Genomic DNA, 19,260 nt, shown 5'->3' on the forward strand with positions numbered 1-19,260 from the left:
TACGTGTCAAAGGGACTCGTTCATTATATGGAGTAGTATTCTCTATACCACGCGACAAACATTGCTACGCCATCCTTCACGCTAGTCGTTGGTTTGTAGCCAAGCGTTCTAGTTATCTCTGAGACATCGGCGAAAGTGTCCGGAACGTCACCAGGCTGCAACGGATGGAGTTCTGTAATCGCCCTAATTTGTAAGGCATCTTCCAACGCGCGAACATACTCAGACAGCGGCACGGGTGTGCTGTTTCCGATATTAAGAATCCGCCAGGGTGCACTGCTGGTTGCAGCGTCCGGATCAGCTGAGTTCCAGTCCGGATTCGGAGCTGCAGGCTGGTCGCTTGCACGAATAACGCCCTCAGCAATGTCCTCGACGTAAGTGAAGTCGCGTGTATGGTTGCCGTTGTTAAACAATTTGATGGGCTCCCCGGCCAGGATACTTTTGGTGAACAGGAAAAGCGCCATATCCGGGCGGCCCCAAGGACCATAGACGGTGAAGAAGCGAAGCCCGGTGGTGGGCAAGTCGAACAGGTGGCTATAGCTGTGCGCCATCAGTTCGTTCGCACGCTTTGTCGCCGCATAGAACTGCAGCGGATGGTCGGCAGGGCGATGCTCGGAAAAAGGCATGTTGGTATTCGCCCCATAGACGCTTGAGGTACTTGCATATGTCAGATGGGCCACACGACTGGCGCGGCACGCCTCAAGTATGTTGGTGTAGGCGATGATGTTGCTTTCCACGTAGGCATGTGGGTTTTCCAGGCTGTAGCGCACTCCAGCCTGGGCGGCGAGATGGATCACGCGATCAAATGCATGAGCAGCAAAGCAGGCATCCACCACGCCCTTTTCAGCCAGATTGCCGCGGATAAAATGAAAGCCAGAATTACTTCTGCGGTTCGCTTCGTCCAGCAAGCGCAGTCTCGCTTCTTTAATTTCGGGATCGTAGTAGCTGTTGACGTTGTCTATTCCGACCACCTCATCACCGCGCTCCAGCAAACGCTTCGATACGTGATAGCCAATAAACCCAGCAGCGCCGGTCACCAAAATTTTCATCAGAAACGTCCATCCGTAATTTCCTTGGGAAACAGGCCCTTGATGTCGTAAATGACACCTGGGGTCTTGCGAAGCGCTTGAAGACCTGCACCCCCCAGCGCATGAAATTGCCTGTGCCCCACCGCCACTATCACACCGTCATAGGCCCCCGCGGGATTGTCCTTCACACTAAGCACGCCGAGTTCTCGAGCACATTCCTGCGGATCGACCCAGGGGTCCCAGAGGTCAACATGGGCATTATATTCCTTCAATTGTGCGACCAGGTCGGCGACCTTGGAATTTCGCAAATCCGGGCAATTTTCCTTGAAGGCTGCGCCCATCACAAGAACTCGGCTGCCAACGACGGATATTCCTTTGCGCATCATCAGGCGGGCTGTCTGGTCCGCTGCATGTTTTCCCATGCCGTCGTTGATTCGACGCCCTGCGAGTATGACTTCCGGATGGTAGCCGAGTTCTTGCGCCTTGTGGGTGAGATAGTAGGGATCTACGCCGATGCAGTGACCGCCAACAAGGCCCGGGGTGAACCTTAAGAAGTTCCACTTGGTGGCTGCGGCATCCAACACCTCCAAGGTATCAATTCCGAGCTTGCCGAAAATCAACGAAAGCTCATTCATCAACGCAATGTTCAAGTCGCGTTGCGTGTTCTCGATCACTTTGGCAGCTTCAGCCACGGCAATGCTGCTTACAAGATGCGTTCCTGCTGGTACGATTGAGGCGTACAACTCATCAATGGCCTTTCCTGCTTCAGGAGTGGACCCACTAGTCACCTTGACAATCGTCTGTAGCCGGTGCTCTCGGTCGCCTGGATTAATTCGTTCAGGGCTGTATCCCATGAAGAAGTCCCGGTTGAATCGGAGACCCGATGCATGTTCGATCAATGGGGCGCAAACCTCTTCGGTGCAACCCGGATAGACGGTCGACTCAAAAATGACAACAGCTCCAGGCGATAGCGCCTCTCCAACGGTCTTTGAAGCCAAAATCAATGGCTTCAAGTCAGGCCTGTTGGCCTTATCAATCGGCGTAGGGACAGTGACAATGAATATGCCACAGCTCTTAAGATCGGCCACAGAAGTGGTGAACGTCAAGCCGGAGGCAAGTCTAATTTCCTCCTTATCTGCCTCCAATGTGGCGTCCTCGCCTCTCTTCAACGAAGCAACTCTAGCTTCGTTGATGTCAAAGCCGACGACCTCGCGGGTCCTCCCGAATGCAACAGCGAGTGGCAATCCGACGTAGCCCAATCCTATAATAGCTATTTTCTTCGAATCTAGATTCAACGGAAACACTCTTTCTTGGGGTTTCTATTCCACACGGGGTTAATGGTTAGAACACCCTCGCTCAACGCGCACCAAATCCTGTCAGCATGGTTCGGACGGTACGAAACACAATCAGCACGTCGAGCCAAGGGGAGAAATTCTTGATGTAGTAGAAGTCGTAGTGAAGTTTTTCCAGCACATCATCGACGGCCGCAACGTGGCCCTGGTTGACTTGCGCCCATCCGGTAATGCCCGGACGAACGATGTGCCGGTATCGATAGAACGGCAGCTCCGCTTCGTACCACTGCGACAGTACGAGTGCTTCCGGCCGCGGTCCGATCCAGCTCATCTCACCGCGCAGGATGTTGAAGGCCTGCGGCAACTCGTCGATCCTGGATTTTCTCAAGAACCGCCCCATGCGGGTGATGCGTGAATCGCCGGCCTTCGTGATGGCCGCTTCCTTCTCGTCGACAACTGTGTCGCTGAGCTTCATCGTTCGAAATTTGTAGACTTCGTACGAATGGCCCCTATAGCCCATTCGCTTTTGTCTAAATAGTGCCGGTCCAGGCGAATCGATCTTTACGGCAATCGCCACGAACAACAGCAATGGCGAGAAAACGACAAGCACAAACAATGCAGAAGCCAAGTCTATTGCCTGCTTTACCTTTAGGTAAGCCTGGTTTGGATTCAAGGATCCCAATGTGTTTTCAGACAGATGCTCGATCTCTACCCTGCCCGTGAGAGACTCACTGATTTGCTTGACGTGATAGACTGGTATTCCCGAAAGCGCCCGGTCGGCAATATACCGCTCCCATTCACCTGAAAGGTCCGCTCGAAGATCGGCCACCACGCCGGTCGCGTGCTCGACGACCGTGTCAGGCGAATGAATCCTGTGCCAGTAAACGCCCGGTATGCTCTCCAGCCTGTTGACGTCTCCGCCAGGAATTATCGCCAATCGGTGTGCATCGAGCCGCCGGGTGGCCAAGCTCAAACCAAAATACCAAAGCGTCGATTGAATGAAGCTCGCCGCGGCCTGGAACCGGCTGTAGTCGAATCTAAAGAAGAAAATCGTCGCGAACACCAGGCCGTAGGTCAGCGCGAAGGTTGGCAGGATGTAGCCAGCCGCTGCCACGCCCGGGAAATTGCCGATGCGTTTATAAAGGAAATAACCTGTCGTATGCGCGACAAACGCTGCAAAGATCGTAACCTGCAGGTTCGGTGACCGGATTACCTCGTGATCGAACGACAAGCGGATCAGCGCCGGCAGCAGAATCGCGAATGTCAATCCGCCGAGCAGCTGAATGCGCATCCGAAGCAGGAGATGCCGTTTGTTGGGTAGATGGATGGTGGTGGCGATCAATTTGAATCCTGCGAATCGGTTCCCATGAAAACCTTGACGTTCACCTGACAGGATGCCGCTCTCGGCCAATACTGGAATAGGCTATGCCTTCCTTCATGACGTCCTCGCCGCGGTAGACGTTTCGCAGGTCGACCATCACCGGCGTCGCCATGAGCGCACGGAGCCGCTTGAGGTCCAGCGACCGAAACGCGTTCCACTCGGTGACGATGACGATAGCATGCGCGCCGTCAGCTACCGCGTAGGCGCTTTCCCCGAATTCAATGCCCTCGATCATCTTGCGCGCCTGCTCCATGCCCACTGGATCATAGGCCTTGATCGAAGCGCCTGCGTCCTGGAGTGCCTGAATGATGGCCAACGATGGGGCATCGCGCATGTCGTCGGTGTTCGGCTTGAACGTAAGGCCGAGAATACCGATGGTCTTGCCGCGAACCGAACCGCCGCAGGCCTCGACCACCTTGCGCGCCATCGCCCGTTTGCGCTGGTCATTTATCGAGACTGTCGTTTCAATAAGCCGTACGGGGCTTGCCGCGTCCTGCGCGGTCTTGACCAGCGCCAGCGTATCTTTCGGGAAACAGGAACCGCCATAGCCCGGCCCGGCATGAAGAAACTTGGCGCCGATGCGATTGTCCATGCCGATGCCGCGTGCGACGTCCTGAACATCGGCTCCCAACCGCTCGCAGAGATCGGCAATTTCGTTGATGAAGGTGATCTTCATGGCCAGGAACGCGTTGCCAGCATATTTGGTAAGCTCCGCCGTACGCCGGCTCGTATAGAATATCGGCGCGACATTCAGCGACAGCGGCCGGTAGATCTCGCCCATGACGGCTTTGGCCCGTTCGGCATCGGTCCCAACTATGATGCGGTCGGGCCGCTTGAAGTCCTCGATCGCAGATCCTTCGCGAAGAAATTCCGGATTAGAAACCACCGCAAAATCGGCGGCCGGATTTTGCTCGCGAATGATGCGTTCCACCTCATCGCCGGTACCGACAGGGACGGTCGATTTCGTCACCACGACCGTAAATCCTTTGAGCGCGCGGCCGACTTCGGCGGCCGCGTCGTAGACGAAAGACAGATCGGCATGACCGTCGCCACGCCGCGATGGCGTGCCTACGGCAATGAAGACGACATCCGACTGGGAAACGGCATCCGCCAGATCGTCGTCGAAACGCAAGCGGCCTTGCGCAGTGTTGGTGGTTACGAGGTCGTCGAGTCCTGGCTCGTAGATCGGTATCTTGCCGAGTTTTAGCATGGCAAGCTTTTCCGCATCGCGGTCGACGCAGCAGACCTGATGGCCAAAGTCGGCGAAACAGGCACCCGAGACGAGCCCCACATAGCCGGCACCAATCATTGTTACTTGCATCGTGTACTCTCAATCTGCGCCGACGAGACGATCTCGTCGGACAGCCATATTCCTACCAAACAATAGCTACCGCACTCCCGGGTGAAAACCTGGGAGTCGATCCAACACCAATTTACATCGCATCGCCGCGCTTGACGCTAGGCGATGGCTACGAGATCCCTGGCATCCAATTCGACAGGGATCTCGCCATTCATGATGGCCACTAGAACCCGCGCTCTTCCAGCCGGATCGAGCCGGTCAAGGCGGCCGATCATTTCCGCGAAAGGGCCGGAAAGGATCCGAACCGAAGCACCGGCTGCGAGGCTGCCGCTGAAATCGAGCAGGCCGTGCCTGCCGGTTAACGCAATGAAGCGCTCTACCAGACCCGAGGGGACCGGCAAAGGGCGGTCGCCTTGCATGACGAGGGAACGCACACCGAACGTTCCGTTGACGGAGCGCCAACGTTGCAGCGCAAGATCAAGGGCGATGAACATATAACCCGGAAAATAAGCTGCGGACCGTGTCTCGAGCCGCCGGGCATGACGCACGGTTTTCTCGTAGCGAGGCACAAACGGCTGGAATCCCTGGATCCGGAGATGCCGCTCGGCGACATGTTCCTTTCCTGGAAAGACGCTGGCCGCGTACCAGCGGATTGCCGGCGCGGCGGTCCGCTTCGCCAACAGCGTGTTCACCTCGTTCGTGGTTTTTTCCGCGCTAGTCACGTATCTCTCTCTCAGGGTCGGCGGGCATGTCGGCGCCAAGGGTTACGACAGTGTGCCGATGCCAGCAAGCAACTATGCCGCGAGAATGGGAACGGTTCATCAAAATTGCTCGCGAATTGTTCATTAAATTAGCCGTGCCTAAATAAGCATCGGCCCGCTTTCTTTTTCAGCCGTCTGACAGGCGATATCGGGCAATTCGCTGTGACGCGTAGCACGGCGATCCCGGTTGTTCTGGTGCTTAGTCGACCGACTTGAAGCTAATGTGACGGGTCGTCAGCATGTCGTTGCGCCCGAGAGCAAGATACCTGCAGAGCCATCCCGGTTTGCGATAAAAAGCTGTTTCGACAGGCCGTCACTGAGATACAACTGCCAGTAAGCCGTGAGACCGAGGTCATGGCACAGCGATGCCGATTCTGATCGGCCTCACGAACGCTTCAGCAATGACCAGATAGCCGGCACCAGGCTGGCGGCCAGCGCAACCTTGATCAGATCACCGACGATAAAGGGCAACACGCCGAACTGCCAGGACTTTTCCGGGCCGATCAACAGCGCCAGCCAGGCAAATCCCATCGCCATCATGACGATCTCGGCCACCAGCATGGCATTGAACAGCTTGATGGGATGGCGATCCCAGCCACGGTCGGCAGCCCAGCCAACGATCGCTGCCATGACGACGAAGCCGGCTAGATAGCCGCCGGTCGAACCGAGCATGTAGGCGATGCCGATGCCCTTTTCCGGCGTGCTCTGGAAGACAGGCAAGCCCATCGCGCCTTCAGCCATGTAGAGAAGCAGCGTCGCGACGCCAAGGCGCATGCCGAAGGCAGCGGCAATCAGCAAGACGGCAAGCGTCTGCATCGAGATATCGACCGGTCCGAGCATAACCTTCGTCTTGGCCGACAAGATCAGCAGCAGCGTTCCGGCGATCGCTAGCAAAAGCTGTCCCGCCAGCCGGGCCGCGCCCTTTTCAGGTAGAGCGAGAGAAATAAGCGGACGCATCGTCGTTGCAATTGCCATGGTCTTCCCCGTTCCGGATTGCCGCCGAACGCGGCCTTGCGTTTTCCTATATTGGCTTCCGTGCTATGCGGCAATCGGTTTTGCCCTCCCCCCAAAAAAGGTCGCGACGTTCGCCATGGCGCTGAGATTCGATACCAGCTTCGACCCGGCCTACGGCCAGGGCGTGGCCGTTGCGGCAGACGTGCTTCGGATCACGGCCCCGAATCCAGGCCCGTTCACCTTTCACGGAACCAACAGTTATATCGTCGGACGCGAGACGCTCGCGGTTATCGATCCGGGTCCGGATGACGAGGCGCATCTTCGAACGCTGCTCGAAGCGATCGGGACCAGGCCGGTCAGCCATATCTTCGTCAGCCACACGCATCGCGACCATTCGCCGCTGGCGGCGCGGCTGAAGCAGCATACCGGTGCGGTGGTTCTGGCGGAAGGCCGGCATCGCCCAGCGCGGCCGCTGCGCACCGGCGAGGTCAATCCGCTCGATGCCAGTGCCGATATCGAGTTCGTTCCAGACATCGCGCTGCTGGACGATATGGTGATCGACGGTGACGGCTGGGCGATCCGGACGGTGCTGACGCCCGGCCATACCGCCAATCACGCGGCCTTCGCGCTGGAGGGGACCGGCATTCTTTTCTCGGCCGATCACGTCATGGCGTGGTCAACGACGGTCGTCGCGCCGCCGGACGGCGCCATGGCCGACTACATGACATCGCTCGATCGGCTGATCGAGCGCGACGACCGGCTGCTGCTGCCCGGTCATGGCGGGCCGGTGACTGAGCCGCGCAACTTCATGCGCGGATTGAAAACGCATCGCAAGATGCGCGAACGGGCGATTCTGAAGCGGATCAACAGCGGCGACCGCACGATCAGGACGATGGTGGAGGCGATCTATCGCGATACCGATCCGCGCCTGCAGGGCGCCGCCGGCCTGTCGGTGCTTGCCCATCTGGAAGATCTGGTGGCGCGCGGCCTAGTCCACACCGATGGCGCGCCGGTTATCGACGGCGTTTTTGCGCCGGCAAAGTAACACGATCAAATATCATTCCGCCGGCGCCACACCCACCTGGCCGGCGACTTCCTGGTCGAGTTCGGCAAGGAAATCGGTGATGCGCGCTGCATTGTCGCCAAGGTCATAGCGGCCGTAACGCGAGGCCGAGCGCATATCGACGATGACCGCGTCGCCATCGTCGGTCACGCGGATGGCGACATCGGCGGGAAGGCCAAGCAGGAAGCTCTTGGCCAGCGCATTGACCGTCACGTCGCTTTGCCCTGCTGCGTCTGGAAACGGCGCCGTGAGCTGCCAGCCGCGCCGATCGAGCACAGTTTTGACCGCCTCCAGAACGCGATCGAAAGGCAAGGTGTAGCTGCGTCCGGTAACAAGCGGATAAGCTTCGGTTTGCAGGCGCTGCTCGCCGGGCGTCAGCGGCAAAAGCTCGTTCATATCCATTGTCCGGGTAGAAATATCGAGCGCCGGCGGGTCGTCGAAATCCGTCGAGATGTCGCGCAGCGGCGGATAGGTCGCTGCCCAATAGGCCGCGACAGCGTAAGGGATGAGCACCAGAAGCGCCAGCAAGGCGCCGGCGGTCAGGTCGTGGCCGCCGCGATCACCGAAATTCCACAATCGCGCAAAGGCAAACCCGGCGAACAGAAGCGCAAACGCCGCCAGCAACGCGACAATGCCGAGCACCCACAGGAATGTCGGCGTCTCGACGAGGTCATATCGGTAGCCGATGAGCACCGTCAGCAGCAGGACCGCCGAAAAAGCGCCGGTGCGCCGCGACCAACCGGCAGCCCTCGATGTCTGTCGCTCGGCAATTACCGTCATTGCTTTCCGCGCTGCCCCAACCCGAACAAAGGCATAGTGCCTTTCAGCGGCGGCTTGAAGGCACAAAGACGCCGCATCTCCAGTCAATCCGTCGGCAGATGATAATCCCGGAACTGCTGACGCAAGGTAATCTTCTGGATCTTGCCGGCAGCGGTGTGTGGGATTTCGCCGACAAAGGCGACGTCGTCCGGCATCCACCACTTCGCCACCTTGCCGTCCATGAAGGCGAGGATGTCCGTCTTGGTCGGCTCCCTGCCCGGCTTGCGGACGACCACGAGCAAAGGCCGCTCGCCCCATTTGGAATGCGGAATGCCGATGGCGGCGGCCTCCGCGACGTCCGGATGGCCGACCGCGAGGTTCTCGATCTCGATGGTCGAGATCCATTCGCCGCCAGACTTGATCACGTCCTTGGCGCGATCGGTGATCTGCATGTAGCCGCCGGGGTCGATATGCGCGATATCACCGGTATCAAACCAGCCTTGTTCATCGAACTGTTCGGATCCGATGCCGCCATAATAGGCGCGCGCGACGGTCGGCCCGCGGACCTTGAGTCGGCCGAAGGTCTTGCCGTCCCATGGCAGTTCGTTATCGTCGTCGTCCGTTACCTTCATTTCGATGCCGAACGGCGTAAAGCCCTGCTTCTGCTGGACGGCGAGGCGGGCGTCACCCTTCAGCCCGGCATAGTCCGGCTTCAGGGTGCACAGCGTGCCGACCGGCGACATCTCGGTCATGCCCCAGGCGTGGACGACCTGGACATCGTAATTGTCCTGGAACTTCGTCGTGATCGCGCGTGGACAGGACGCGCCGCCGATGACGACTTTCTGCAGATAAGGTAGTTTCTTGCCGGTCTCTTCCAGATGCTGGAGAAGCATCATCCACACCGTCGGCACGGCGGCGCTGAAGGTCACCTTCTCGGTGTCGAGCAGCTCGTAGATCGAAGCGCCATCCATCTTGCAGCCGGGCATGACCAGCTTGGCGCCAATCATCGGCGCGCTCTGGGCAAGGCCCCAGGCATTGGCGTGAAACATCGGCACGACCGGCAATATGGTATCGCGCGACGACAGGCCCATGGCGTCGGGCATGGCTTGGATCATGGCGTGCAGCACGTTCGAACGATGGCTGTAGAGCACGCCCTTCGGGTCGCCCGTCGTGCCCGAGGTGTAGCACATGCCGGCGGCGGTGTTTTCATCGACTGTCTTCCAGGCGAAGTTGCCGTCGGCTTGAGCAAGCCATTCTTCATAGGCAACGACATTGGGCAGCGCAGTCTCGGGCAAATGCACCTTGTCGGTCAGCACGATAACCTGCTTCAGCGACTTGACCGCGCCGGCGATCTTTTCAAGCAGCGGCAGGAAGGTCAGGTCGACGAAGATCGCCTTATCCTCGGCATTGCTCATGATCCAGGTGATCTGCTCGGGAAAGAGCCGCGGGTTGAGCGTGTGATAGATCGCGCCGACACCCATGATGCCGTACCACGCCTCGATGTGGCGCGCGGTGTTCCAGGCCAGGGTCGCGATGCGGTCGTCAAGCCCGAAACCGTCACGCTCTAGCCGCTCGGCGACCTTCAGGGCACGATCATGGATTTCGGCGTATGTGCTGCGCACGATCGGCCCCTCGATCGAACGCGACACGATCTCGCGTCGGCCGTGCTGCCTCTCGGCGTTGTCGATCAGCTTGTGGCAAAGCAGCGGCCATTCCTGCATCAGCCCGAGCATCTTGTTCCTCCCGTTGTTTTTTGCGCCCCCGTTATTTTTGCTTCATTGTGGGACGAACCGGCGGATTGTCCAGCCAGAACCGGGCTGAAGCGGTGCATAGAGCCAAACGAGGCCGAATTCGCCACAATCCGGCCATGCTCGGCGTTAACGTTAATTAACAGGCGGGGCGCGATTGGCGAATGAAAGAGGTTCGCATGGACGCGCAGCTCGACGACAAAGCCCTCGAAAATACGCTTGCCGAAAGTCTGACCGATCTGGTGGCGGCCGATGGCGCGCAGGCCGATCTGGTGCCCGACGCCAAAACCATTTCCGAAGATGAATTCGTCGAGGTCGTCGGTGGCGCTCTCGAAGCGGTCGGCGGCACGCTCTTGTTCAAGATGTGCGTCGAGAACGAGGGCGAAAGCCAGCACGTCGCTGCCGCCTGCGTCGGCGATGGCGGCAATCGCCAGTTCCTGCTGCTCACCTTGCCTGCCAGCGGTGGTGCGCTGAAGGTCGAGACCACCTCGAAAAGCACCAATCCGGTGGCCGGCATTGCCGCCGCCTATGCCGGGCTGATGGACGCATTCCAGGCTGCCGCCTGAGTTTTCGGCGAAGCGGAAGAAAGAGGTGAGACTTGCCCCAGCGGTCGACGCTTTGGCGTCGCGGCAGGCAGGTCTTGCACAACGCGCTTGCCAGACACATTTGGGGTTGAGGCACGGAGATCCGACATGGACCAGATCGCAAACCCGTCACCCGGCTTTCAGCGCAATCCGGGCAAGATTATGCCCGTCGAGCCTTACAAGGGCACAGTGACGGTGCGCGCCGGCGATGTCGTCATCGCCTCGTCCAGAATGGTCAAGGTGCTGACCGAATCGCCCTATCCCCCCGTTTTCTACATTCCGTTCGACGACATCGACTTCAACAAGCTTGGCAAGACCGAGCACTCGACCCATTGCCCCTACAAGGGCGATGCCAGCTATTGGAGCGTGCTGCCCGCCGGCGATGCAGGCAAGGATGCGATGTGGGCCTATGAGCAGCCTTTCGACGAGATGGCGGATATCCGCGATCACGGCGCGTTCTATCCAAGCAAGGTGACCATCGAGGCCACGCCCGACTGATCAGTCGGTGGTGCCCTCATCGCCGACACCGTCGGCATCGTCGAGCCGCACGAAGGTGAGGCCCTTGTCCTTCAGCTCCAGAAGCCCCTGCACTACGCCTTCGCCGGCCGCATGGGTCGGCTGGTTGATGTGAGCGATGATGACGTCGCCGTCCTTTGCCGCGGCGATGCGCCTGGCGGTTTCCTTTGCGCCAAGTAATGAGCCGCCGTCGCCGTTGACCGAGAATCCGGCGATCTTGAAGCCAAGCTTGCGTATCATCGCGATTGCCGACGGGCTGTATTCGGCGGTTGCGCCGCGAAACCATTTCGGCACCGGCTCGCCGGTCACGGCAAGAGCGGCGGCGCCGGATTCGACCTCGGCCAGCACGGCCTCCGGGCTGCCGGCACTGCGAATGCCGTAGATCTTTTGCGGCGTGTCGACGGCCGGGATGTGGCGGCCGCCATGGTTTTCCAATTCAAACAGTTCGGGATGCGCCCGCATGATCTCGATGGCGGCGGCGTTGTGCTTCAGCCAGATGCCGGTGACGAAAATGGTGGCGGGAATCTCGTTTTCCACCAGCGCCGAGAGAATCCGTGTGTCGGTCTTTCCGCCGCAGGCATCGAGCGTCAGCGCGACGCGGCCGCTACCTGCCTCGGACTTGATGTGCAGCGTCGGTTCGACGAGCAACTGGGCGTTGCCAGGCGAGATAGCCGACAGCGATATCGCAACCACGCAAAAATGCTTTTGGAACAGGCGCATTGATTGTTTCCGGGTCGGCCAGATCAAGAGTGAAGCGGCGACCCCAGGACCCGCATCAAGGCGGAAATCGGGACGATGCCCCTGCAAAAGCGTCTGCAGCGGCAATTTGACCGCCGGCCTGACCTTTGGCAAGCGCGAGGTCACAATGCGTGCTCCACGTCCTTAACCGTACGTGAAAGGATCGCGCGCACCGCGCCGGCAACCGCTTTGACCTCAAGTCGCCAGACGCTGCAAGCCTTGCTCGCATCGGTCCGGCGGCACAGGCTCCTGGCTATGGACTCCCAAGTATCGAGGGCCGCGGCGTAACCCTGGCCACGGCGACAGGACCTCAGACGGCCGGGTCGGTCAGGCCGAAGAGACCGACAACCGGCGTTCCCGCGGCGGCGGCCATGTGCTTGGGCCACTCTCGTGCCCCAGAAACAGGCGTGCTTGGCCGGGGACAGCCAGCAGCGTTGCCAGTGACAGAGCCCCGACCACGTTGACGACCGGCGAACCGGCCTTGGCGGCGATGCGCTCGGCAGATGCCCGTTCATCGAGGCCGCCGACAAGCAGGAAGTCCAACCCGGTCTGTCGCGAGATCTCGTCGATCGCCAGCGCAAAACGTTCCGGTTGCCATTGCCTCCCCGGAAGCTCGCTCCCGCATGAACGGCTATGAAGGCGTTACGCCGATTATGATCCCGGTCGAGAAGCGCCAATGCCCTGGCGGTCTCCAACGGCAGCGGCTCAATCGTTGGGACCTGCGCACGCAACTCCACGCCAAGCACCTCAAGCGGCGAAAGATATCGGTAGAGATAATACTGGCCACCAAAGCCAAACGGCTTGGCTGCGACGTTGGCGGGCTGGCGTTCCAGCCAGCGCAACGGCTTTCGGGAGGATCGTATCCGACGCGGGTCTTGGCATTGACGAGCCTGACCGATGGTGCGTGAGATTTTGGAATCGGCCACGTCGATGGTCAGATCGAACTGTAACCGGCGCGGAGCGCGCGCCAACGTGTAAGGCTCGCGACCACGCTGCACAGGAGTGCAACGCATCCGTGCGCGCCGGAACGCCACCACGTCCGAGGCGACGCCATGAGCCATCAGGCACCGGCAAAAGTCCGCCTCGCAAAGGAACACGATCCTGGCCCTTGGATATTGGAGGCGCAGGTTACTGGCGAGCGCGGAGGCGAGGACAAGATCGCCGATGAATTCGTCTGGAGGAATCGAGCGGACGTGCGTGGGCGGGTACTGCAACACCCTGTTTCTGGCACCGGGACGGGTTTGGGGCCTGGAAACTGGGCAGAAATGATGTCGGGATTTGGAGCCGTCACGCGAACGTTCGCGTGAATTTGGTTACGAATTGGTAAGGACAGAAGCTGGTGGATTCCAACGCTGATCCGCAGCCGTTCTTTGCAGCCTGCGCCGCCGATTGCGCGGCGCATCTGTTCCAGATCGAGCAGATCAAAGTCGAGGCAGCGATCCCAAAAGCGCCATCACGGCGCCAGGTCACAGTGCGTGCTGCAAGTCAGTAACCGTGCGTTAAAGGCTCTCGTCACGGCGCTAACATCCGATCGATCCCAAGTCGTCAGACGCAGGTTTTGTTCTCACTGCCAGTTCCTTGGTCACGCATACTATAAAATGGATCAAACCTGCTCCACGACAGACTATTGCCATCCGAAGCGCCGGCTCAAACCTGCCGTCGTATGAGCCGGCACTGATGCTGATCCTGTTGCAGACTTGCTAGTTTACCGAGGGTTGTCCTGTGGCTTTTCTTGGCCTTGAGACTTCGACCACCAGACAAAATACAGCGAGCCCATCTTCATCACAGGCACGCGGCGGTCGCGTTCCCTGGCTCGCAACTCACGATAGGTCTTCATCTTCAGAGTGCCGCCCGGCAACCTGATACGCACTGCCATCGGTCCAACTCCCGTTGTGCAACGCAGCAATTTTATGCAATGCGGTGAATAGAGACCTTCCGTTACGGAAGAGTCAACAGCATCATCATCAACTTATTTTGCGAGCTGGCCCGCGCAGGCGGGCGGGCAGGCGCATGCCAGGCCGAAAGAATTGGGGCGTCACCCTGGCGACCGATCGTCAATCAGGCGCTGGCGGTTCGACCACCAAGTAAAATAAACCCGGCCGATCTTGACGACGGGTATGCGGCGGGCGCGCTCGCGATCGCGCAATTCGCGATACACCTTCACCTTCAGCGTGCCGCCAGGCATCCTGATACGCACCGCCATCGATTCCGTCGCCCCATTGTGCAATGCAGCACAAGAGACCTTCCGTCTCGGAAGAGTCAACGCCTGTCCGCGGACTATTTCTGGGGTTAGTCGAGCGGTCTCGGACGTTTTGGCGCGCACGGCGGTTCCTGATCCTGCACCGGGGCGTCATGCCCAGCCGGGATCGTCGGGTGCGGGGGCTATTTCCTGGGCGAGGACTTGTTGAGCGAGGATGGGCGATCGGACATGCCGCTCGGCCACCAGATGACGAAATAATTGCCGACCTGCCAAACCGGCACCTCGCGCTTCTGCTCGCGACGCCGCAGCTCGTCCCTCTTCTTGATCTTCAAAGTCCCGCCCGGAAGCCTGATTCTTATCGTCACGTGTCCTCCCCCTACCCCCCAAGGTACGAACGATAGACGGGAACGGTTTCATCCCGGCTAAGTAATTTCGTCCAGGTCGAGCAATTTCGGGGCCGGTAGACGCAGCGCGCCGGACCACAGCGAGATCGCCGGAACCGGCTTCATTTGAAGAAATCCGCAATGCCGTTGATGGCCAGCACCACATAGACGATCGGACCGGCGACAAATGCGCAATAGAGGCAGAGGATCGCCGCCAGCACCAGCAGCAGCGGCTTGTCGCGGCCGACCGCGCGGAGTTCGGCCTTCACCGTCCAGCGGGCCGCAGCGGTTTGTTCATCATCAGACATGTTCACCATCCCGCGCCCCATTTCACACGGCGGGTCGAAAACATCAACCTTGCTTGCTGCGCGGAGGGATCCACTATGCAGTGCAATATTCTTGCTGTGCATCCAAAGGGTCGCGATGCCCCAAGCTCGGCGCCAGGCAGCAAGAATTTCCGTGGTCACCGTGCTTATCTGTCCGAATCCCTTCGATCAGATTTGGCTTTCGCAGCCAGTACCGCCGCCTGCGCGGCAGCCAACCTGGCAATTGGCACCCGGTAAGGCGAGCATGACACATAGTCGAGGCCGACCTTCTCACAGAAATGGATCGATGCCGGATCGCCTCCATGCTCGCCGCAAATGCCGAGCTTGATGTCGGGCCGCGTCGCCCTGCCCTTCTCTGCCGCCATCCGCACCAGCTCGCCGACGCCGTCTATGTCAAGCGACACAAACGGATCCTGCTCGATGATGCCTTTTTTCCGGTAAGTCTCGAGAAACGAAGCCGCATCGTCGCGCGAGATGCCAAACGTGGTCTGGGTCAGATCGTTGGTGCCGAACGAGAAGAATTCGGCCGCCTCGGCGATGACATGGGCACGGATCGCGGCACGCGGCAGTTCGATCATCGTGCCTGTCAGATAATCGATCCTGACGCCGGTCTCCTGCATCACGCTTTTGGCGACGGCGTCGATGCGAGCCTTGACGAAGTCGAGTTCCTTCACCAGCCCGACCAGCGGTACCATGATCTCCGGGACCACCAGCGCGCCGGCCTTCCTGCCGGCCTCGGTGGCCGCCTCGAAAATGGCGCGCGCCTGCATCTCGGCGATCTCGGGATAGGAGACGGCAAGCCGGCAACCGCGATGGCCGAGCATCGGATTGAACTCGTGCAGCGCCTCGGTGCGCCGCCGGAGCTTGTCCGGCGACACGTTCATGGCAGCGGCGACCTCGGCCACCTCCTCTTCGGATTTTGGCAGGAATTCGTGCAGCGGCGGATCGAGCAGGCGGATCGTCACCGGCAGCCCGGCCATGATCTCGAACAGTTCGAGGAAATCCGAGCGCTGCATCGGCAACAGCTTGGCCAGCGCGGCTCGTCGGTCCTTTTCCGTATCGGCCAGGATCATCTCGCGCATCGCAACGATGCGGTCGCCGTCGAAGAACATGTGCTCGGTGCGGCAAAGGCCGATGCCTTCGGCGCCGAAGGACCGCGCCATGCGGGCATCGAGCGGCGTCTCGGCGTTGGTGCGCACCTTCATGCGGCGCGCGCCGTCGGCCCATTCCATGATGGCGGCGAAATCGCCCGAGAGTTCCGGCTGCAGCATCGGTACGGCGCCTTTCAGCACCTGGCCGTTGCCGCCGTCGATCGTGACGATGTCGCCCTTGCGGAAGGTCGCGCCCATCGCAAGCAGCGTGCCGGCCTTGTAGTCGACGCGCAGTGAGCCGGCGCCCGAAACGCAAGGCTTGCCCATGCCCCGCGCCACCACGGCGGCGTGGCTGGTCATGCCGCCGCGCGTCGTCAGGATGCCTTCGGCCGCGTGCATGCCATGGATGTCTTCGGGGCTGGTCTCGATGCGCACCAGGATCGCCTTGCGGCCTTGCGTCTTGGCCTCCTCGGCATCGTTCGATGAAAACACGATCTCGCCGGTCGCAGCGCCCGGCGAGGCAGGCAGGCCGACGCCGATAATGTCGCGCGCCGCTTTTGGATCGATTGTCGGATGCAGCAACTGGTCGAGCGAGGCCGGATCGATTCGGGCGACCGCCTCTTCCTTCGAAATCAGTCCATCCCTGGCCATGTCGACGGCAATCTTCAGCGCCGCCTTGGCGGTGCGCTTGCCGGACCTGGTCTGCAGCATCCATAATTTGCCGCGTTCGATGGTGAATTCGAGATCCTGCATGTCGCGGTAGTGCTTTTCCAGGCGGTCGGAGATGCTGACGAATGCCTGGAAGGCATCCGGCATCAGCTTCTGCAGCGACGGCTTGTCGGAGCCGGCGGCAATGCGCGCAGCCTCGGTGATGTTCTGCGGCGTGCGGATGCCGGCAACGACATCCTCGCCTTGGGCGTTGACCAGGAACTCGCCATAGAGCTGCTTTTCGCCGGTCGAAGGATTGCGGGTGAAGGCGACGCCGGTGGCCGAAGTGTCGCCCATATTGCCGAAGACCATGGCCTGAATGTTGACCGCCGTGCCCCAGCTTTCGGGAATGTCGTGCAGGCGCCGATAGGTGATGGCGCGGTTATTCATCCAACTGGAAAAGACCGCGCCAATGGCGCCCCAGAGCTGTTCGTGCGGATCCTGCGGAAACGGCTTGCCGAGCTCCTCCTCGACCTTGGCCTTGTAGAGCGCGATCACGCCTTGCCATTCGATGGCCGTCAGCTCGGTGTCGAGCTCATGGCCGAGGCCGCCCTTCTGGTCTTCGAGGATTTCCTCGAACACCTCATGGTCGAGGCCCATGACGACATCGGAATACATCTGGATGAAACGGCGGTAGCTGTCATAGGCAAAGCGCGGATCGCCTGAATCGACGGCCAAGGCTTCGACCGTCTCGTCATTCAGGCCGAGATTGAGCACGGTGTCCATCATGCCTGGCATCGAGGCGCGCGCACCTGAGCGAACCGACACCAAAAGCAGTTTCGAGGGATCGCCGAAACGGCGCCCGGTCAGCCGACCGACATGGTCGAGCGCGACCGCAACGTCCGCTTCGAGCGAAGCCGGGTACGTGTGGCCGTTGGCGTAATAGGCGTTGCAGACCTCGGACGTGATGGTGAAGCCCGGCGGCACCGGCAGGCCCAGGCTGCACATTTCGGCAAGATTGGCGCCCTTGCCGCCGAGCAAATTGCGGTCGCCGGCACGGCCTTCCGCGGCGCCGTCGCCAAAGGTGTAGACCCACTTGGTCATGCTTGCTCCTCGGTTGCAGGAGATTGGAAATGTTGGCAAATCGAGCGATATGATGGTGCAGTGCGAAAGGCAAGGCATCGACCAGACAAGTAGCACCCTACAATCGATTAAGCGAAAGCGATGCCAAACGACTGGTTTCCTCGGGCGCACTTGCTACTGCACATAACGAGAACAAAGGAGCGCAATCACGAGACCCGCTGGAAAGCTCGATTATCTGGAAAGGCGGGAGCGGGTGGAACGCTTGATAGGGTAAAAACAATCTCCGACGCGGCCTTCTCATCGTCGATTGCCAATTACGGGCGACCTATTCAGCCTTTGCCGAACGCTGGGCGGCGGTTTCCAAGCGATGCCAGCTCCGTCGGCCGAGCAGCTGCCCATGCTCTGTTCTGAAAGACGTGAGAAACATTGGGGGCCTCGAGAACGCCGGCGGCACCGTTGTCGAGCCGATCTTTTCGTTTCCCGGCGGCAAGCAGGCGGCACCGTTTCGCTCAACGCGACGAATTGCGGAACCGATGCCCAGGGACCATGGATCAAATGGGGTAGTTGGTGTTCGCGGCTGGTATCTTCGCCATTGAGCTTTCCTCCTGCCCGTCTTATAAGGCCGCGCGCAGCGGGCATGTTCCCGGCTGCTGGGGCGTCGCCAAGTGGTAAGGCATCGGTTTTTGGTACCGACATTCCCAGGTTCGAATCCTGGCGCCCCAGCCATTTCTGATTGTCCAGCCCGGAGACATGGGTAACAGTTTGTACCTAAGACATGGTGTAGGGCACCCCTGAACTGAGACACAAAAAAGGTTGACAGTTCTCCGCAAGGAGGACTGATGAGGAAAGAGGATTGGGGGCGACGGTTCAGTCGCGAGTTGAAGCTTGCCGCGGTGCAGCGCATGGCGATGGGCGCAAACGTGAGCAAGCTATCGCGGGAACTCGGCGTCTCGCGCAAGGGTCTCTATCAGTGGCAGAAGCAGTTTCGCGTTGGCGAGTCTTCGGCGCTGCGTGGTGCTGGGCGTCCGCAGCGCGTCGAAGCGGTGCGGCGGAAGCGAAGTCGCGGCTGATCGAGACGACACTGAAGCCGGGCGCGAATGTATCGGCCATCGCCAAAGAAGCGGGGATGGCGCCAGCCCAGCCTGTTCGGCTGGCAGAGCAAGGCGATCAAGAGCGGTGCGGTCACGCCGCAGCGAGATGCGGATCGGCTCGGCTTTGTCGAGGTCACTCAAGCGGCGTCTTCGACAGTGGAGATCTGTTTGGGCGATGTGGTCATTGGGTCCGCCGCCGAGGTCGGCCAGGATCATTCGGCCAGGATTATCCGGGCGGTTCGCCAGGCTTGATCCCGTCCGGCGTGAAGGTGTTGGTCGCCAGTCATCCCGTCGATTTGGGTGCACTATGCGCACCG

General features: G+C 60.1%; 22 protein-coding genes and 1 tRNA gene. 8 read left to right on the forward strand and 15 right to left on the reverse strand.

Annotated elements, in window-relative coordinates; all coding sequences use genetic code 11:
• Positions 1-23: 23 nt before the first annotated feature.
• From NKJ09_RS26125 to NKJ09_RS26150, 6 genes are all read right to left on the reverse strand, one after another.
• Positions 24-1,046 (reverse strand): NAD-dependent epimerase, encoded by a 1,023-nt coding sequence (locus NKJ09_RS26125; protein ID WP_352494264.1) that lies wholly within the window; start codon positions 1,044-1,046, stop codon positions 24-26.
• Entirely contained in the window at positions 1,046-2,320 is a 1,275-nt protein-coding gene (locus NKJ09_RS26130) for a nucleotide sugar dehydrogenase (RefSeq protein ID WP_352494265.1), read from the reverse strand. The genes NKJ09_RS26125 and NKJ09_RS26130 overlap by 1 nt, the downstream gene beginning before the upstream one ends.
• A gap of 61 nt (positions 2,321-2,381) precedes the next feature.
• Positions 2,382-3,659: a sugar transferase gene (locus NKJ09_RS26135; RefSeq protein ID WP_352494266.1), complete on the reverse strand. Its 1,278-nt coding sequence runs from the start codon at positions 3,657-3,659 to the stop codon at positions 2,382-2,384.
• 40 nt (positions 3,660-3,699) lie between these two features.
• On the reverse strand, positions 3,700-5,019 hold the full coding sequence (locus NKJ09_RS26140; protein ID WP_352494267.1) for a UDP-glucose dehydrogenase family protein: 1,320 nt from the start codon (positions 5,017-5,019) through the stop codon (positions 3,700-3,702).
• A gap of 137 nt (positions 5,020-5,156) precedes the next feature.
• Positions 5,157-5,720, reverse strand: coding sequence for a transcription termination/antitermination protein NusG (gene nusG, locus NKJ09_RS26145; protein WP_352494268.1), 564 nt, complete (start codon positions 5,718-5,720; stop codon positions 5,157-5,159).
• A gap of 423 nt (positions 5,721-6,143) precedes the next feature.
• On the reverse strand, positions 6,144-6,734 hold the full coding sequence (locus tag NKJ09_RS26150; RefSeq protein WP_352494269.1) for a biotin transporter BioY: 591 nt from the start codon (positions 6,732-6,734) through the stop codon (positions 6,144-6,146).
• A gap of 115 nt (positions 6,735-6,849) precedes the next feature.
• Between NKJ09_RS26150 and NKJ09_RS26155 the strand changes: the two genes are divergently transcribed.
• Positions 6,850-7,758 carry an MBL fold metallo-hydrolase gene (locus NKJ09_RS26155; RefSeq protein WP_352494270.1) on the forward strand — a complete coding sequence of 303 codons (909 nt, stop codon included), beginning with the start codon at positions 6,850-6,852 and terminating at the stop codon, positions 7,756-7,758.
• A gap of 12 nt (positions 7,759-7,770) precedes the next feature.
• On the opposite strand, the gene NKJ09_RS26160 is transcribed toward NKJ09_RS26155, so the two are convergent.
• Together NKJ09_RS26160 and NKJ09_RS26165 are read right to left on the reverse strand one after the other, a co-directional pair.
• Complete coding sequence (locus tag NKJ09_RS26160) at positions 7,771-8,556, reverse strand: DUF1499 domain-containing protein (protein ID WP_352494271.1); 786 nt, start codon at positions 8,554-8,556, stop codon at positions 7,771-7,773.
• 83 nt (positions 8,557-8,639) lie between these two features.
• A complete protein-coding gene (locus tag NKJ09_RS26165) occupies positions 8,640-10,268 on the reverse strand; it encodes a fatty-acid--CoA ligase (RefSeq protein ID WP_352494272.1) in 1,629 nt (542 codons plus the stop codon).
• Between the two features lie 194 nt (positions 10,269-10,462).
• Here NKJ09_RS26165 and NKJ09_RS26170 point away from each other — a divergent pair, with 194 nt between their 5' ends.
• Together NKJ09_RS26170 and NKJ09_RS26175 are read left to right on the forward strand one after the other, a co-directional pair.
• Entirely contained in the window at positions 10,463-10,849 is a 387-nt protein-coding gene (locus NKJ09_RS26170) for a hypothetical protein (RefSeq protein ID WP_352484425.1), read from the forward strand.
• Positions 10,850-10,975: 126 nt separating this feature from the next.
• Positions 10,976-11,365 (forward strand): DUF427 domain-containing protein, encoded by a 390-nt coding sequence (locus NKJ09_RS26175; RefSeq protein ID WP_352494273.1) that lies wholly within the window; start codon positions 10,976-10,978, stop codon positions 11,363-11,365.
• Here NKJ09_RS26175 and NKJ09_RS26180 read toward each other — a convergent pair whose 3' ends face one another.
• Positions 11,366-12,103, reverse strand: a complete 738-nt coding sequence (locus NKJ09_RS26180) for a polysaccharide deacetylase family protein (protein WP_352494274.1) — start codon at positions 12,101-12,103, stop codon at positions 11,366-11,368.
• Positions 12,104-12,448: 345 nt separating this feature from the next.
• On the reverse strand, positions 12,449-12,697 hold the full coding sequence (locus tag NKJ09_RS26185) for a glycosyltransferase family 9 protein (protein ID WP_352494391.1): 249 nt from the start codon (positions 12,695-12,697) through the stop codon (positions 12,449-12,451).
• A 47-nt stretch (positions 12,698-12,744) separates the two neighbouring features.
• Between NKJ09_RS26185 and NKJ09_RS26190 the strand changes: the two genes are divergently transcribed.
• Both NKJ09_RS26190 and NKJ09_RS26195 read left to right on the forward strand, forming a co-directional pair.
• Positions 12,745-13,029: a hypothetical protein gene (locus tag NKJ09_RS26190; RefSeq protein WP_352494275.1), complete on the forward strand. Its 285-nt coding sequence runs from the start codon at positions 12,745-12,747 to the stop codon at positions 13,027-13,029.
• Between the two features lie 431 nt (positions 13,030-13,460).
• A complete protein-coding gene (locus NKJ09_RS26195) occupies positions 13,461-13,613 on the forward strand; it encodes a hypothetical protein (RefSeq protein WP_352494276.1) in 153 nt (50 codons plus the stop codon).
• Between the two features lie 213 nt (positions 13,614-13,826).
• On the opposite strand, the gene NKJ09_RS26200 is transcribed toward NKJ09_RS26195, so the two are convergent.
• The 5 genes from NKJ09_RS26200 to ppdK all read right to left on the reverse strand — a co-directional run bounded on the left by NKJ09_RS26200 (position 13,827) and on the right by ppdK (position 17,873).
• Complete coding sequence (locus NKJ09_RS26200) at positions 13,827-13,997, reverse strand: hypothetical protein (RefSeq protein WP_023721752.1); 171 nt, start codon at positions 13,995-13,997, stop codon at positions 13,827-13,829.
• A 159-nt stretch (positions 13,998-14,156) separates the two neighbouring features.
• On the reverse strand, positions 14,157-14,324 hold the full coding sequence (locus tag NKJ09_RS26205; RefSeq protein ID WP_023721751.1) for a hypothetical protein: 168 nt from the start codon (positions 14,322-14,324) through the stop codon (positions 14,157-14,159).
• 179 nt (positions 14,325-14,503) lie between these two features.
• Complete coding sequence (locus tag NKJ09_RS26210; RefSeq protein ID WP_352494277.1) at positions 14,504-14,686, reverse strand: hypothetical protein; 183 nt, start codon at positions 14,684-14,686, stop codon at positions 14,504-14,506.
• Positions 14,687-14,826: 140 nt separating this feature from the next.
• Positions 14,827-15,171, reverse strand: coding sequence for a hypothetical protein (locus NKJ09_RS26215; RefSeq protein WP_352494278.1), 345 nt, complete (start codon positions 15,169-15,171; stop codon positions 14,827-14,829).
• 5 nt (positions 15,172-15,176) lie between these two features.
• Positions 15,177-17,873 carry a pyruvate, phosphate dikinase gene (gene ppdK, locus NKJ09_RS26220; protein ID WP_352494279.1) on the reverse strand — a complete coding sequence of 899 codons (2,697 nt, stop codon included), beginning with the start codon at positions 17,871-17,873 and terminating at the stop codon, positions 15,177-15,179.
• 630 nt (positions 17,874-18,503) lie between these two features.
• Between ppdK and NKJ09_RS26225 the strand changes: the two genes are divergently transcribed.
• The 3 genes from NKJ09_RS26225 to NKJ09_RS26235 all read left to right on the forward strand — a co-directional run bounded on the left by NKJ09_RS26225 (position 18,504) and on the right by NKJ09_RS26235 (position 19,195).
• Positions 18,504-18,578 (forward strand) — tRNA-Gln (locus tag NKJ09_RS26225).
• 113 nt (positions 18,579-18,691) lie between these two features.
• Positions 18,692-18,922, forward strand: coding sequence for a transposase (locus tag NKJ09_RS26230; protein WP_352494280.1), 231 nt, complete (start codon positions 18,692-18,694; stop codon positions 18,920-18,922).
• 27 nt (positions 18,923-18,949) lie between these two features.
• Positions 18,950-19,195: a hypothetical protein gene (locus NKJ09_RS26235; RefSeq protein WP_352494281.1), complete on the forward strand. Its 246-nt coding sequence runs from the start codon at positions 18,950-18,952 to the stop codon at positions 19,193-19,195.
• Positions 19,196-19,260: the final 65 nt, after the last annotated feature.

It is taken from the genome of Mesorhizobium sp. M0189 (assembly GCF_040322135.1).
GTDB lineage: Bacteria > Pseudomonadota > Alphaproteobacteria > Rhizobiales > Rhizobiaceae > Mesorhizobium.